General features: G+C 72.9%; 12 protein-coding genes. 10 read left to right on the plus strand and 2 right to left on the minus strand.

Going from position 1 to position 16115, the window contains the following annotated elements; translation table 11 throughout:
- Positions 1–47: 47 nt before the first annotated feature.
- Entirely contained in the window at positions 48–1334 is a 1287-nt protein-coding gene (locus STRBO_RS0134545; protein ID WP_005486693.1) for an MFS transporter, read from the minus strand.
- A 504-nt stretch (positions 1335–1838) separates the two neighbouring features.
- Positions 1839–2678: a class I SAM-dependent methyltransferase gene (locus STRBO_RS0134550; protein ID WP_005486696.1), complete on the minus strand. Its 840-nt coding sequence runs from the start codon at positions 2676–2678 to the stop codon at positions 1839–1841.
- 364 nt (positions 2679–3042) lie between these two features.
- Here STRBO_RS0134550 and STRBO_RS0134555 point away from each other — a divergent pair, with 364 nt between their 5' ends.
- The 10 genes from STRBO_RS0134555 to STRBO_RS0134600 all read left to right on the plus strand — a co-directional run bounded on the left by STRBO_RS0134555 (position 3043) and on the right by STRBO_RS0134600 (position 16111).
- Positions 3043–4998 (plus strand): RiPP maturation radical SAM C-methyltransferase, encoded by a 1956-nt coding sequence (locus tag STRBO_RS0134555; protein WP_028797009.1) that lies wholly within the window; start codon positions 3043–3045, stop codon positions 4996–4998.
- 146 nt (positions 4999–5144) lie between these two features.
- Entirely contained in the window at positions 5145–5279 is a 135-nt protein-coding gene (botA, locus tag STRBO_RS43215; protein ID WP_005486703.1) for a bottromycin family RiPP peptide, read from the plus strand.
- A 63-nt stretch (positions 5280–5342) separates the two neighbouring features.
- Entirely contained in the window at positions 5343–6575 is a 1233-nt protein-coding gene (locus STRBO_RS0134565; RefSeq protein WP_005486705.1) for a YcaO-like family protein, read from the plus strand.
- Positions 6463–7854, plus strand: coding sequence for a YcaO-like family protein (locus tag STRBO_RS40735; RefSeq protein WP_020115555.1), 1392 nt, complete (start codon positions 6463–6465; stop codon positions 7852–7854). The genes STRBO_RS0134565 and STRBO_RS40735 overlap by 113 nt, the downstream gene beginning before the upstream one ends.
- Complete coding sequence (locus STRBO_RS0134575) at positions 7851–9863, plus strand: RiPP maturation radical SAM C-methyltransferase (protein ID WP_005486708.1); 2013 nt, start codon at positions 7851–7853, stop codon at positions 9861–9863. The genes STRBO_RS40735 and STRBO_RS0134575 overlap by 4 nt, the downstream gene beginning before the upstream one ends.
- Positions 9850–10719 (plus strand): alpha/beta fold hydrolase, encoded by an 870-nt coding sequence (locus tag STRBO_RS0134580; RefSeq protein WP_020115556.1) that lies wholly within the window; start codon positions 9850–9852, stop codon positions 10717–10719. Before STRBO_RS0134575 ends, STRBO_RS0134580 begins: the two co-directional genes overlap by 14 nt.
- Positions 10716–12152: an amidohydrolase family protein gene (locus STRBO_RS0134585; RefSeq protein ID WP_005486711.1), complete on the plus strand. Its 1437-nt coding sequence runs from the start codon at positions 10716–10718 to the stop codon at positions 12150–12152. The genes STRBO_RS0134580 and STRBO_RS0134585 overlap by 4 nt, the downstream gene beginning before the upstream one ends.
- An 85-nt stretch (positions 12153–12237) precedes the next feature.
- Positions 12238–13374, plus strand: coding sequence for a cytochrome P450 (locus STRBO_RS0134590; protein ID WP_005486713.1), 1137 nt, complete (start codon positions 12238–12240; stop codon positions 13372–13374).
- Positions 13375–13381: 7 nt separating this feature from the next.
- On the plus strand, positions 13382–15415 hold the full coding sequence (locus STRBO_RS0134595; protein WP_020115558.1) for a RiPP maturation radical SAM C-methyltransferase: 2034 nt from the start codon (positions 13382–13384) through the stop codon (positions 15413–15415).
- Between the two features lie 141 nt (positions 15416–15556).
- Entirely contained in the window at positions 15557–16111 is a 555-nt protein-coding gene (locus tag STRBO_RS0134600) for a DUF2087 domain-containing protein (protein ID WP_028797010.1), read from the plus strand.
- Positions 16112–16115 lie beyond the last annotated feature (4 nt).

Raw genomic sequence — 16115 nt, forward strand, 5'->3', positions numbered from 1 at the left:
CACTGGTCTACACCACTGAGGGAACGGTCGCCAAACGCGACCGGGGCTCAGCCCGATGTCGTGTCGGCTGTTTCGGAGCCCTGGCCGGGGATGGTGGTGCCGGTCTCGGGGCCGGGGCCGGTGCTCGCCGGGGTCACCGGGCCCGTGTCGAGGCGGCGGAGGGCGGGCAGGGCCAGGATCGCGAGGGTGACCAGGCACCAGGCGGCGGCGAGGAGCCCGCCGGTCTGCCGGAGGCCGATCAGGTCCACGGCGAGCCCGGCGGCGAGGGTGCCGAGCGGGACGGCGGTCATGGACACGGCGTTCTGGAGGCCGAGGACGCGGCCGCGCACCTCCTCGGGGATCCGTTCGGTGACGAGGACCAGGAAGAGGGCGGGCAGGGGGCCCGCGCCGGCGCCGGCCAGGACGGCGGCCGCCCACATAACGGGCACCGGGGGCAGGAGTGCGAGTCCGGCGACGCCGATCGTGGAGGTGAGCTGCGCGACGACGAAGACGGTGCGGCGGGACCAGCGGGTGCCGAGGGCGGCGTACAGGCCGGCGCCGGTGATGCCGCCGATGGCGAGGAGGGAGACGACGACACCGAAGCCGCCGGGTGAGTTCTGGCTCACGAGGTGGACGGGGAGCACCAGGTTCTGGAGGGGGGCGAGGACGGCGACGCTGCCGGCCGAGACCAGGGTGACGGTGGTCAGGACGCGGTCGGCGCGCAGGACGCCGAGTCCTCGCCCGAGGTCGCCTCGCAGGCCCGCGCTCTCGCTCTGCTCGGGGCGCGCGCTCCGGGCGCCGACGGCCTTGGGAAGGGCGAGGGTGACGAGGGCGGCGAGGGCCGAGCACCCGGCGGTGAGCCAGAGGACGGTGGCCGGGTCGACGAGCATGATCAGCCCGCCGGCGGCGGCCGGGGCGAGGATCACGACGCCGCCGGCGATGCTCTCGCGGAGTCCGGCGAGGCGCTCCATGCCGATGCCGGTGGCTTCGGCGATGTCCGGCGCGAGGGCCTCCCGGGCGGTCATGCCGGGTACGTCGAAGACGGCGCCGGCGACTCCGAGGACGACGAACCAGACGACGGTGAGCCCGAGGAGGCCGTCTACGACGGGGAGCGCGGCGACGCAGGCCGCGGAGGCGAGGTCGGCGCCGATGGAGAGGCGCCGGCGGCCGACCCGGTCGATGAGCACGCCTCCGGCGACGGCCGACAGAAGCATCGGCAGAGCGCTCGCGGCGGCGACGAGGCCGACCGCGGTGGCGTCACCGGTGCGCAGCAGCACCAGCCAGGGGAGGGCGATGGAGGCCACGGTGTTGCCCAGCAGGGACAGGCCGTGGGAGATGAGGTAGAGCGGCAGCATCGGGGCATTCTGGGTCGGGGGCCGGTGGCCCGTTCGGTGGTCGCCCGACATCGGGGCCGGACGGCCGGGATCTCGCGGCGGGGGGGGGCGGGGGGGGGTGCGGGCTGGGGGGGCCGGTTCGGGCTGGGGGCTAGGTGCGGGCTGAGGGCTTGAGAGGTCTGAGAGGCGCAGGTGTCCGGGAGACTCGGGTGACCCGGGAGACTCGGGTGGCCCGGGAGGACCAGGTGACCCGGCAGGCCCGGGAGATCCCGTGATCCCGGTGATCCGGGCTTCGACGAGCCCCCAACGCACCGGCGGGACCCCGCACGAACCGACGGTTCCCCTGGACCGATGAGCCCTCTCGACCGCCGAACCCCACGAACCGACGGGCCCCCAGGAACCGATGGCCCCACACGAACCGGTGAGCCCCCTCGACCGCCGAACCCCACGAACCGACGGGCTCCCACGAGCCGAGGGCCATCCACCGCCCCCGCTCCCCCGACGAACCGATGAGCCCCACACCGCTCAGCCGGACCCGCCGAACGCGAAGCGGGAAAGGTGGCCGATGCCGCGCAGGACCGGGAGCCGGGACAGGAGCAGGGTGTCGATCCGCATCCGCAGGCGCAGTCGGCGGGGCAGGTGGCGCACATCGACGCCGGCCGCGGTGGCGTACGCGCTGTCGGCCTCGATCAGCCGCAACCCGGGTATCTCGCGCTCCAGTTCGCGCGGGTCGTCCACGCCCCAGGCCAGCCGGGCACCCGTCCTGCGGAAGAGGCTCAGGGAGCGGGTGGACCGTACGGCGAAGCGGGAGTACGTGTCGAACAGCAGCTCGCCGTGCGGGAACCGGGCGACGAGGGTGCGCAGCATGCGGGGTCCCTCCTCGGCGGAGAGGTACATGCTGAGGCCCTCGGCGACCACGAGGACGGGCCGGTCCGTGGGGACCTGGGCCGGCCAGTCCGGTTCGGTGACGGAGGCGGCGAGGGTCTCGTGGCCGGGGCGGGCGGGGTAGAGCCGCTTGCGCAGTTCGATGACGTCGGGCTGGTCCAGGTCGAACCAGCGCACGCCCGCGCCGGGGGCGAGGCGCTCGAACCGGCTGTCCAGGCCGCAGCCGAGGTGGACCACGGTGCACTCGGGGTGGGCCTGGAGAAATGCGCGGACCCTGCGGTCGAAATAGCGCGCCCGCAGGGCCACCCCGACGGCGGTGGCCTCTCCCATGCCGAGGCGGCCGAAGTCGTAGTCGATGCGGTCGATGAGTTCGGCCGCGATGTGGTCGCCGAGCAGGGGGTGGGCGGATCGGGCGTCGAGCGCGCGGGCACAGAGAGGGGCGAGGAGTGTCTCCGCCGCACCGGTCAGGGAAATCTTCACGCGACTTCTCGCCTCTCTGCGCACAGAAATAGGGTCGGCGGGAAATATTCTTCGGCGAGCCATATGGTAAAGCCCTCGGCAGACTTTCATCCGTCCGAAGGATCAGCCCGCTTCGACTCCTGTCACATCATGGAGCGAGGAACACCATACACCGTACAACGCGACCCGTCGGCCTGTCTACCACGCCTCCCATCTGCACATACGTGCACGATCACCGATCTTCCCCGCCGGTCGCCGAGCCGATCACGAATGCGTGGCCACATGCCACCGCCAGGTACATGGCAGGCGAATGTTTTCAGCCAACCTATACCGATCCTTTTATCACTGTTGACTCGCGTAATCCTCGCTTCTACGGTGATTCGAGTTGCCGCAATCGGCTCCGGGGGTTGCTTTCGTGCCTACCGCCAAAAACGTTTCCCTTGTATCAATGCCATGGAACAGTGTCATCCGTCCTTCGATTCAGGTCGGCATTCTGCGCTCGCTCGCCGAGAACGAGGGCTGGCATGTGGATGCCCGATATTCCTATCTGGATTTCTACGGGCTGGCCCAGAAAATGCTCGGGTTCTCCGACGAGCAATGGGCGGAGGCCTATGAACTGGTCTCCGAAAAGCTCTATCACCTTTCGGTGGGCGACTGGATCTTCTCGTGCCGCCGGGGCGACGCCGACCGGCGGGAGGCCTACTTCGCCCAGTTGCGGGCGAGGCGGGTCGACGACGCGTCGATCGAGCTGGTCGACGCGCTGCGCGCGGTCGCGGACCGGCATGTGGAGCGCACGGCCGCCGAGTTGCTGAAGTCCGCGCCCGATGTCATCGGCTTCACCTCGATGTTCAGCCAGAACGGCCCGTCGCTGGCGGTGGCCGAGCGGCTGCGGGACCTCGGCTACGGCGGGGTGATCGTGCTGGGCGGCAGCAACTGCGAGGGCTCCATGGGCCGCGCCCTGCTGGCCAACTTCCCCGCCGTGGACGCGATCGTGGACGGTCCGGGCGAGGACGCCTTCGTCGCCCTCCTCCACCAGGTCGGGGCCGGAGACCCACCGCGCTCCCAGGGCCGGCTGATCACCCGACTGCCCGCCGCCCCCGACAGCACGCCGGCCGCACCGCTCACCGCCGCCGGCGCCCTGGACGTACCCACCCCCGACTACGACGGCTTCTTCGAGCAGTTGCGCGCCGCCGGTCTGCACAGCCTCGAACCCGAGATCACCCTGCCCGTGGAGTTCTCCCGCGGCTGCTGGTGGGGCGCGAAGACCCACTGCACCTTCTGCGGCCTCAACGGCGCGACGATGGCGTACCGCAGCAAGAGCCCGGACGGGGTGGCCGACGAACTGCGCCACCTCATGGACCGCTACGGCGTCCTCGACTTCTTCGCCGTCGACAACATCCTCGACCTCAAGTACCTCGACACGGCCCTGCCGTTGGTGGAGAAGCTCGACACCGACCATTCCCTGTTCTTCGAGGTCAAGGCCAACATGGAGTGGGCCGACATCCGGGCCGTGCGCCGGGCGGGGGTGCGTTCCGTGCAGCCGGGGATCGAGAGCCTCAGCACGGAGGGGCTGCGGCATCTCAGGAAGGGCGCGACGGCGTACCAGAACATCCGGTTCCTGCTGGGCTGCGCCGAGTACGGCGTACGGGCGGACTGGAACATCCTCACCGGCTATCCGCACGAGACACCGGACTCGCTGACGGCGCAGCTCGATGTCGTCGCGTCGCTGACGCATCTGACTCCGCCGCACATCACACTGATCCGCTTCGACCGGTTCAGTCCGTACGTCGAGGCGCCCGAGAAGTACGGGCTCACGCTGACCAGCCCGCTGCCGGGCTACCGGTACGCCTATCCCGGTCTGTCGCAGGAGGATCTCTGGGACATCGCGTACCACTTCGAGGGCGACTTCACCGACGACCCGGCCAACGGGCCGGTGCGGCGCAGGCTCGCCGCACGCGTCCGGCTGTGGCGCGCCCATCACGAGTCCGCGCGCTTCGGCTACCGGCTCGGCTTCGACTCGCTCACCCTCACCGACGAACGACCCGGGCTGCCGCCGCGGACCACCACCCTGCGGGGTGAGGAGGCGCGGCTGTTCCGCGCCGTCATCGGCGGCACCCGGTTCCGCGACCTCCAAGGGCAGGAGTGGCAGGGGGAACGCTGGGACCAGGCCCTGGACACGCTGCACGCCTGGCGCAGAAAGCGGTGGGTCTACATCGAAGGCACGAAGGTCATCGCACTCGCGGTACGCGAGCAGCCCTCGGCCTATCGGACCCCACCGTCCAAGGGCACTCCCCGGCGGGCTCGTCCCCCCGTGCCTCTCACGCTCACCGCTCGACCGTAAGGAGGCACCCATCGCGCGGATCCGGGCCACCGCGTCCCCATGGAGGCAAGAGCGCTGGAGCCGAAGGAAGCGCACGGCGACAGCGCGCAGCGGCATCGCACAGCAACCCGGAAGACGGACGAGAAGACAGACGAAAGGACCACACCATGGGACCCGTAGTCGTATTCGACTGCATGACCGCAGACTTCCTCAACGACGACCCCAACAACGCGGAACTGAGCGCGCTGGAGATGGAGGAGCTGGAGTCCTGGGGCGCCTGGGACGGCGAAGCCACCTCATGAGCGTCGGCCGGTGAGTAGCCGGCCGGTGTGAAGTCGGCGAGACGGACGACCGGGAGAGGGAGCATGCGCGAAGCGACGGCGACGGAGTGTGAGCTGCGCGAGGTCGTCCACCGTTCGTATCCCTCGGAACGAACGGTGACCGTGCGGTGCACCGTACGCCCCGCCGAGGGCAGCGCCCAGGCCGACGGTTACGGCACCGCCACGACCGAGGCCGTGGCACGGGCGAAAGCCCTGTCCGAAGCCGTGGAGCGGCTGGTGGCGTGCACCCCCTTCGCGACGGTCGCCCGTCCGCCGACGGCGTGCGCGGACCCCGGAACGGGCTCCGGCCCGGTCCCGCCCTTCCCGGCGGCCGGGGTGCGCACCGCGCCGGAGGGCTGTGCGGGCCGGGTGTACCGGCCGCTGACCGGCGGCGGACCGCGCCGGGTGCCGCTGTACTGGTCCTCGCCCTGGACCGCCGGTGCGGAGTTGCGTGCGGGCACGCTGACGGCGGCGGAGGCGCGGCTGTCGAGCACGGTGGGCTGGGCCGTCGCCCCGACACCGGAGGGAGCGCTGCGCGGCGCGCTGCTGGAACTGACCGAACTGATCGACTACGGAGTCTTCCTGCACCGCCGGCTGGCGGGACCCGCGCGGCGGCCGTCGGCGGGTGACCGGACGCTGGTGGTGCCGCTCGGCGGGATCGGCCGTACGCCGGCCGTGCTCGCCGTGGCGTACGGCCGTGGGCGGCTGATGCCGGCCACCGGGCTGGGGTGCGGGGCGACCCGGGGCGAGGCGACCGACCGGGCGCTGCTGGAGCTGGCGCAGGCCGAGACGATGTGGCGGTCGAACCCCACCGCGGAACCGGCCGAGCGTTTCTTCCTGCGCCGCTTCGAGCGGTGGCCGCTGCTCGCGCGGTGCGCGACCTTGGACTTCGACCTGCCCGACCCGCGTGACCCGCCCGCACGGAGCGGCCCGGCCGGCGGGCCGGGACCGTACGACGACGGGCCGTGTCCCGCGTCCCCCCTTGAGGAGCTGGAGGCCGGCGGCATCCGGGTGTGGGCCGACTCCGGTGCCGTCGACATCTCAGGCCCGGACATCCCCAGGACCCGTCTCTGCTTCGCCCATGTGGTGTCGGATCCGCAGCCCCTCCTGGGCCTTGTCCGCGCAGGCATCCCCGTGTTCGACACGGGAGAAGTGAGGAGGACCCTTGACCCGTCCCGCCGACCCGCAGACCGCCCCGCAGACCGAGGCGGCCACCGAGACCGATCCGCTGACCGCGGTCCTGCTCGACGGGGCCACGAAGGAAGACGTTCCGCCTGAGCGCGAGACGGACATCCGGCAGGCCCTGGCCTCCGTCGGGGACTGGCTGGCCGCCGAAGGGCTGACGGCCGACATCCGCAAGTACGGCATCGAGTCCGCGCCCACCTACGAGGTGCGGCTGTCGGAGGCGTCGGGCGCGCTCTGTTCCCGCAGTTCCGGCAAGGGGCTGGGGCACCGGAGCATGGCGAGCGCGCTGTTCGAGAGCGCCGAGCACTACCACCTGGACTGGCGCCGGGACCCCCGCGCGTCGGAGGCGGAGTTCCGGCCGGGGCGGGAGATCGCGGAACAGGCCACCGCCCGGCGGTCCGCCCTGCTGGGCCGGCTCGGCCAGATCATGCCCGACGCGCCCGTGCTGACCCGGACGTACCGCCCGGTGGAGGAGGCCCTGACCGGGCGGGCGGGCGACGGTGAGGCGGACGGGCCGCACCGGCACCCGGTGTTCCTGCGGGACGGGGGCTACCGCAACTGGCCCCATCCGGACGACGACCGGTCCTTCCAGCCGCTGTGGCACTACACCTCCAGCGCCGGTTACGCGGCGGGCGCCACCCGGCACGAGGCGCTGGTGCACGCCGTGAACGAGCTGATCGAGCGGGACGCCTGGTCGTACCAGCTGGCCCGGTCGTACTTCGGTCTGCCCGGCGAGGGGCCCGAGCTGCGGGTGGTGGAGCACGGCACGCTCCCCGCCGAGCTGCGGGAGCTGACCCGTACGGTCGAGGAGGTCCGGGGCGCTCCGGTGCTGATCGTGGACATCACCTGCGACACCGGCGTACCGGCCTATGTGGTGTGCGACGCGCGGAGCAGGGAGGACGTCCGGCTGATCGGCAGCGGGGCCTCGCCGGTGCGGACGTACGCGGTGCAGCGGGCGCTGCTGGAGTACCTCCAGGTGCGGACGATGTTCGAGAACGGGCCGGTGGACGCGGACACCGAGGCCGGGCAGATCGGTACGGCGCTGGCCCGCTATCCCCGTCATCTGGCCGCGGCCCGGTTCGACATCCACCGGCTGCCGCACGAGAGCACGGCGTTCGAGGCGGACGACGGGCTGCCCGCCGCCACCGGTCCCGAGCGGTTGCTGCGGCATCTGGTGGACCGGCTGCGGGAGTCGGGCGTCGAGGCACATCACCGGGTGCTGACTCCGCCGGGGCCGGTCACGGTCGTCGATGTCGTGGCGCCGGGGCTGGAGATGTTCGACAAGGCGCGGGCGGGTTATCCGGTGCTGCCGACCGGGCGTCTGGGCGAGCGGCTGCGGCCGCGCGGGGACGGCGGGGGTGCGCGCCGGTGAAGCTCGCGCTCGTGGCACCGCCCTGGAACAGCCTGTACCGCCCGTCCATCCAGATCGCCACCCTCGCGGCGCTGGAGGACACGGCGGACGGGGACCCGATCACGCCGGTCTACGCGTATCTGGACTGGTTCGAGTACGCCGTCGACGCGCTGGAGTGCGATCCGGCGGAGTTCGTCACCGTCTACGACACGATCGGCGAGGAGCTGTACGGGCTGGGCGTCGGGGACTGGATCTTCGGCGGGGTCCTGGACGGTCATGGCCCGGCGGAGGAGGAGGACGCCCGCGCCGGGTACGCCGCCTTCCTGGCCGGGCACGGGGTGGCCGAGGAACTGGTGGGCCGGGTGCTGGCGCTGCGCGCGGTCGCCCCCGGGTTCGTGTCGGGGCTGGCCGGGCGGCTCGTCGCGACCGGCGCCGAGTGCTTCGGGTTCACCACGTCGTTCAGTCAGCTGGTGCCCGCGCTGGCCGTGGCCCGGGCCGTGAAGGACCACGCGGCCGACCGGCTGGTGCTGCTGGGCGGGGCGAACTGCGACCGGCCCATGGGGCAGGCCGTGATGCGGGCGTATCCGTTCGTCGACGCGGTCGTGCAGGGTGAGGGCGAGGCGGCGGTGGCGGCGGTCCGGGCCGCGCGCGGCGCCGCCGATCTCGCGGCGGCCCCGGGTCTGGTCCTGCGGCACGAGGGCGAGCTGCGGGTGTCGCTGCCGGCCGTGCAGCCGGCCGAGTCGGCGCCGGTGCCCCGGTACGCGGAGTACTTCGAGCGGCTGCGGGCGCTGGCGCACCGTGAGCTGATCGCCCCGCACGTGGCCCTGCCGTTCCAGATGTCGCGGGGCTGCTGGTGGGGCGAGAAGCTGCAGTGCACCTTCTGCGGTGAGAACGGCAGCGGCATGGTCTACCGCAGCAAGCCGGGCGGGCAGTTGACGCAGACCCTGCGCCGGCTGACCGAGGAGCACGGTGTGTTCGACACGTACGCGGTCGACACGATCCTCGCCCGCAGCGACAACGGTCTGGCCGAACTCGCCGCCGCGGAGGTCGACATCACCACGTTCTTCGAGGTGAAGGCCAACCTGGGGCCGCGGGAGGTGGGCGAGATGCGGGCGGCGGGCGTCACCATGGTGCAGCCGGGCATCGAGAGCCTCAGCAGTGGTGCGCTGAAGCTGCTGCGCAAGGGGGCGACGGCCTTCCACAATCTGCGTTTCCTGGTGCTGTGCCAGGAGTTGGGCATCGACGCCCAGTGGAACCTGCTGTCGGCGATGCCCGAGGAGACGGCGGCGATGCTGCTGGAGCAGCTGCGGCTGATCCCGTTCATCACGCATCTCGCGCCGCCGTCGACGGTGAGCAAGGTCCGGGTCGACCGGTACAGCCCGTACTTCGAGAAGCCCGGCGAGTTCGGCATCGCGCTGGAGGGGCCCGAGCCGAAGTACCGCTTCGTGCATGCCGGCCGTACGGCCGGTGAACGCGCCGAGCTGGCCTACTCGTTCGACCATGTGGAGCTGGCGGCGCGGGGCGAGGACACGGCCGCGGAGATGCTCGCGCTGCGACGGCGGCTGGGCGCCCGGGTGGGCCTGTGGAAGAAGCTGCACGAACAGTCGCGGTTCTCCTTCCGGTTCGGTCCGAACATGACCGTGCTGCACGACGGCCGACCGCATGTCGGTACCGGGCGTCACGTACTGCGGGGCGGCGACGACCAGTTGTTCCGCTGTCTGGTGCACGGCGGGCGGCTGCACCAGGCCGTCGGCCGGGTCGCCGCGATGACGGGCCGGCCGGAGGACGAGGTGCACGCGACGGTGCGGGAGTGGGCGGGACGCGGCTGGATCCATCTGGAGGGCCGGCGCGGTCTGGTGCTGGCGGTGCGTGACGGCATGCGGGACGAGCTGGGACGGGCGGCCGAGCTGCGGGAGGCGGCGGACGGGCCGGAGCGGGCGGCCGCCGGGCCGGAGCGGGCTGTCGAGCCACCCCAGGCTGTCGAGTCGGAGCGGGCCGGTGGATCGGGGAGGGTCGGTGCGGGACGCTGACGGCACCCTGCGGGGTGCGACGGAGCCGTTCGAGGTGGTCTCCCGCGACGGTACGCCGATCCGCGGCTTCAGCAGGCCCGGACCGGGCGAGACCCTCGTCCTCGTCCATGGGGTGGCGATGGACCGGCGGATCTGGGCGGAGTCGGGGTTCCTCGACGCCGTCCCGGACGCCCATGTCCTCGCGCTCGACCTGCGCGGACGCGGGGAGAGCGGGCGCGTCGGCACAGCGCGGGGGCACGCCCTCGCCCGCTACGTCGAGGATGTCCGCGCGGTCCTCGACGGCTTCGGCCTCGCCCGGTACAGCCTGTTCGGCACCTTCTTCGGCGGGCGGATCGCTTTGCAGACGGCCGCCGTGGACCCCCGGGTGGTCCGGGCGTTCTCCTTCTGCGCGCACGCCGAGCAGGTGGAGATCCCCGAGGACGCCGTCGAGGAGGAGGCGGTGGCCGTCGAGGGGCCGGGCGGTCACGCCTATCTGCGCGACCACTTCACCGGACGGGGCGCCCCGCCGTGGATGGTCGCGGCCTGCGCCCGTGTCGACCCCGGCGAGCTGGGGGCGGCCACCCGGGGCCTGCTGCACGGCTCGGACCGGCGGACCGAACGCGGCCACCCGGACCAGGAGCTGGTGCTGATCACCGCGGACGGCGACGCGGACCTGGCGCCCTTCCACGCCGGGGAGCACCGGCTCGGCGCCCGGCTGTGGCTCGTCGGGGCCCCGACCCGGATCAGGGCGGCCGGCCGCCTGGCGGAGACCGGCCGGCGGGTGGCGGACGTGCTGGCCGGAACGGGACGCGGTGACGAGGACGCCGGCGTGGAGCCTGGGGCCGGGGACCGCGCGAGCCGGGCGGGGGCGGTATGACGGCGACCGGGACGACGGCGACCGAGGACACCATGTGGCGGCGGCGCCGGGGGCTGCTGCCCGAGGGCGACCCGCTGGTGCGGGCGCTGGAGGAGCCGGCGGGGCGGGGGCGGGGGCACCGGCTGCGGGCCGTGTGTCTGATCGACCCCGCCACCGGGCGGCCCGGTCCCCCGCACGAGCTGACGGTGACCGACGGCACGGTCTCCGCCTGGGCCCCCGCCGGGCCCCCCGCCGACGGGGACACGGCCCCCCGCCCCTGGTACGCCGTGCCGGGCTTCGTCGACTCCCACGCGCACGTCTCCTCCGCCGCCGACCTGGCCGGCCTCCTCGTCCACGGGGTCACCGGCTTCCGGCAGCTGTGGGGCGAGCCGGCCCATCTGTACGCCGCCGGTGTGCACCGCGCCCGGCACGCCGTCGTCCCCCGGCCCTGGGTCACCGCCGGGGTGGTCGACGGGCCCCGGTCACGGATCCCGCAGGGGGTCACCGTGGTGGACGGCGTCCGGTCGGTCCGGCAGGTGGTCGAGGACGCGCTGGCCTTCGGCTTCGACGGCGTCAAGGTGTACGACGACGTCGAGCGGCCGGCGTTCGAGAACCTGGTCCGGGCGGCGGAGCGGGCCGGTCTGCCCGTCGTGGGCCACGTCCCCGAGGCGGTGCCGCTGGAGCTGGCCCACCGCACGATGCGCACCTCCGAGCATCTGTACGGCATCGTGCCCAACGTCTTCCGGCTGCCGCCCGACCACCGCTGGGACGCGCTGGCGGCGGCGCTGCGCGACCGCCCGGCACCCGCCGGGACCGGCCCCGGCCACTTCGTCTGCCCCACTCTCGTCTGCTGGCGGGCCCGCAGCGGTGAACGCCGGTACACCCGCCCTTCCCGCACGGCGCTGCGGGCAGTGGACCAGGGCCGCAGCCGGGGCTGGCAGGCGGCGGCCCGGGACGCCCTCCGGCTGGACGCCGCCGAGGCGCGCCAGCGAGGCGGGCTCGTCGACGGGCTGGGCCGGATCGCCCGCGCGCTCGACGAGGCGGGTACGCCGCTGCTGGCCGGCACCGACTGCGGCAACCCGTTCGTCCTCGCGGGCCCCTCCTTCCACAAGGAGCTGGCCGAACTGTCCCGCGCGGGGCTCGACTTCGGCGCCGTACTGCGGGCGGCGACCACCCACGCGTACGCGGCGATGGGGCGGCGGGCGGGACCGGTGCCCGGTGAACCGGCCGACCTGGTCCTCTACCGGCGCCCGCCCGACGGCGAGGTGACGGCCCTCGCCCGGCCCGACGCGGTGCTGGTCGACGGTGTCCTCCTCGACGACACCGACCTCGACCGGCTGTGGGCGCTCCGGCTGGCCGCGTCGGGGCTCGACGCGTCCGACTGGCCCCGCGGCGACCTCGACCCACCGGTCACCACCGGCCGACCGACAAAGGAGGCAGCGCATGCAGGCTGACCGGGAACCCGACCGCACCGGCCACGAGGCGAAGCGCCCCGCGGGGACCGGCCCCGCGCCGGAGGGACGGGGAGCGATGTGTCCCGTGGACTTCGACTTCTTCGCCGCCCCGCAGCAGTACCGCGACGCGGCCGCCGCGCACGCCGGTGAGCAGGGCGCCTTCCACAGCGACCGGGGCTTCTGGGTGCTGACGACGTACGACGGGATCGTGGACGCGTTCAGGGACGAGGACACCTTCACCGTCGGCCGGGTCAGTGCGGCGGAGGGCGCCGAGGAGGAGCGCTGGATTCCGCTGACCGTCGAGGGCCGTGAGCACACGGCGTGGCGGCAGCGGCTGGGCGCCTGGTTCACCCCGCAACGGGTGCGGGAGCTGACGCCCGCGCTGCGGGCGGGCGCCCGACGGCGCATCGAGGGGTTCCTGGACAAGGGCGAGGTGTCGTTCAACGAGGACTTCGCCCGGCCGTACGTCCTGGAGAACCTGATGACGGCGGTGGGCTGGCCGGGGGACGGGTTCGACCTGCTCCTCGCCATCGACCGGGCGATGATCGACTCCCGCTCGGCGCCCGATCCCCGGGTGGCCGCCTACGGCGAGCTGGGGCTTCCGGCGCTGGAGCGGTTCGCCCGTGAGCACATCGCGCGGCGGCGCGCGGAGCCGGCCGACGATCTCACCACCGCCAGCTTCGGCTGGGAGATCGACGGCGTCCCGGTCACCGACGACGACCGGGCCTCCCTGCTGTGCACGCTGTTCCTGGCCGGAGTCGACTCGACGGTGAACCACCTGGCCAACGCCGTGCAGCACCTCGCCCATCACAAGGAGGACAGGCGGCGGTTCCTGGCCGCGCCCGAGGCCCGGCCACCGGCGGTCGAGGAGTTCCTGCGGGTCAACTCGTGCATGTACCCGGGCCGGCAGGCCGCGACCGGCGGCGCGGGCGGGGTCGCGGACCGTGGCGACACCGTGCTGCTCCCGCTCGCGCTCGCCAACCACGACCCCGAGGTGTTCCCCGAGCCCGCCCGGGTCGACTTCGACCGGCCCCGCAACCCGCACATCGCCTTCGGCACGGGCCCCCACCAGTGCCTCGGCGCGGCCTTCGCGCGGGCGCAGATCCTGGTGGCCCTGGAGGAATGGCACACGCTCGTCCCCGACTACGGCCCACCCCCCGAGCAGCGCGGGACCGAGCCCGCGTTCCTGCGCAACTCCTACGACCTGAGGCTCGTGTGGTGAGGACGCCATGAACGGCACGGCCGAGCACCCTGAGCACCCCGCCACGCCCGCCACGCCCGCCACGCCCGCCACGGACCGGGGGACGGGCCCGGCCTCCGCGACCGGTTCCGCCGCTGCCGGTCACGTGGCCCTCGTGTCCATGCCCTGGAACAACGTGCGGCGCCCGTCCATCCAGGTGGGCACCCTGCGTTCCGTCGCCCGCGCCGAGGGATGGCGGGTCGACGCGCACTACGCCTACCTCTCCTTCTACGGCCTCGCCCGCACCGCTCTCGGGATGCGGGACGCCGAGTGGTCGGACGCGTACGAGACGGTGTCCGAGGGGCTGTACCAACTGTCCGTCGGCGACTGGATCTTCGCCTGCCGCGACGGCGGGCCGGCGCCGCGCGAGGAGTACTTCCGGATGCTGCGCGCCAAGGGCGTCGACGACACGACGATCGAGCTGGTCGACGCGCTGCGCCCGGTCGCGGACCGGCATGTGGAGCGCACGGCCGCCGAGTTGCTGAAGTCCGCGCCCGATGTCATCGGCTTCACCAGCACCTTCAGCCAGAACGGGCCGACGCTGGCGGTGGCCGAGCGGCTGCGGGACCTCGGCTACGGCGGGGTGATCGTGCTGGGCGGCAGCAACTGCGAGGGACCCATGGGCCGCGCCCTGCTCGCCAACTACCCCGCCGTGGACGCGATCGTGGACGGTCCGGGCGAGGACGCCTTCGTCGCCCTCCTCCACCAGGTCCGGGCCGGCGACCCACCGCGCTCCCAGGGCCGGCTGATCACCCGACTGCCCGCCGCCCCCGACAGCACGCCGGCCGTCATCTCCGGGGGCCAGTCGCTGGAGGTGCCCACCCCGGACTACGACGACTTCTTCGAGCAGTTGCGCGCCGCCGGTCTGCACAGCCTCGAACCCGAGATCACCCTGCCCGTGGAGTTCTCCCGCGGCTGCTGGTGGGGCGCGAAGACCCACTGCACCTTCTGCGGCCTCAACGGCGCGAGCATGACGTACCGCAGCAAGAACCCCGACACCGTCGCCGACGAACTGCGCCACCTCATGGACCGCTACGGCGTCCTCGACTTCTTCGCCGTCGACAACATCCTCGACCTCAAGTACCTCGACACCGCGCTCCCCCTGGTCGAGAAACTCGACACCGACCATTCCCTGTTCTTCGAGGTCAAGGCCAACATGGAATGGGCCGACATCCGGGCCGCCCGCCGGGCCGGGGTCCGTTCCGTGCAACCCGGGATCGAAAGTCTCAGCACCGAGGGGCTGCGGCTGCTGAAGAAAGGTGCGACCGCCTTCCAGAACATCCGGTTCCTGCTCGGCTGCGCCGAATTCGGTGTCCTGCCCGTGTGGAACATCCTCACCGGATTTCCGCACGAGACCCCGGAGTCGATGCTCACCCAGATCGATCTGCTGCCCTCCCTGACCCATCTGGAACCACCCGACAACGACATCCTGGCCGTGCACTTCGACCGGTTCAGCCCGTACGTGGAACACCCGCAGGACTACGGCCTCACCCTGACCAGCCCCCTGCCGGGCTACCGGTACGCCTACCCCCGCCTGTCCCCCGGCGACCTGTGGGACCTCGCGTACCACTTCGAGGGCGACTTCGCCGAGGACCCCCGCAACACGGCCGTCCGCGCCCGTCTCGCCACGGCCGTCCACCACTGGCGCACCCGGCACCACCAGGCACGTTTCACCTACCGGCTCGGCTTCGACGCGGTGACCCTCACCGACCGGCGTCCCGGCCTGCCCGCCCGCACCGCCGTCCTGCGCGACGAGGACGCCCGCCTGTTCCGCGCGGTCGTCGGAGGCACCCGTTTCCGCGATCTCCAGAGCCTGCCCTGGCGGGACGACCCCCTGGAAAAGCTGCACGGATGGCAGGAGAAAAGGTGGGTCTACATCGAGGGCAGCAAAGTCATCGCCCTTCCGGTACGGGAAATGCCCTCCGCCTATCGCACCCCGCCCCGCAGAGGAACTCCCCGCAGATCCCGGAGCGCCGTGCCGCTCACGCTCACCGGTGTGCCCTCCGCACAGCGGTCTGGCTGAAATCGGTCCCGTACGGCGTTTCCCGATTGCGGTGACCGGCCGTCGGCGCGGTACTCGTAGAGGATCACGCGGTACTCGTAGAGGATCACCGTGCACAGCGTCCCCGTACAACGCCGCACCCCGAACCGGAAGTTGATCACCATGACCACGGCTCCCACCGAGGACCAGTCCCGCACCGAGGATCTGCCGCCGTCCTGCCGCGACCTGATCGGCATCCTCGCCCAGACCGACCGGCGCGACGCCTTCGCGGCCCTCGCGCTCGGCGCGACCTCCGTGACCGAGGTGGCTCAGCGGGCCGGCCTGCGCCCGGCGGCCGCCGCCGTCGCCCTGCAGAAGCTCGTCGACGGGCGGATCGCCGCGTACGACGCCGAGGCGCGCACCTACCGGCTGATCGACGACACGTTCCGGCTGGCCGTCCAGGCGGAGGTGCGGATCTCCGGGCGGGGCGGCGGTGACGGCGCGGGGGCGTACTTCCGCAAGGGGCGGCTGACGTCGATCCCCGGCAAGGCCGAGGTCCGCACCCGGGTCCTCACCGTCGTGGCCGACTCCTTCGAGGCCGGGGTCACCTACTCCGAGGCCAAGGTCAACGCGATCTGCGGGCAGTGGTTCGACGACTGGGTCACCCTGCGCAGGGCGCTCGTGGACGAGGAACTGCTGCGGCGCGACGAGTCGGGCACCCGGTACGCGCGCGGATGACCGC

It is taken from the genome of Streptomyces bottropensis ATCC 25435 (assembly GCF_000383595.1).
Classification (GTDB): Bacteria; Actinomycetota; Actinomycetes; order Streptomycetales; family Streptomycetaceae; genus Streptomyces; species Streptomyces bottropensis.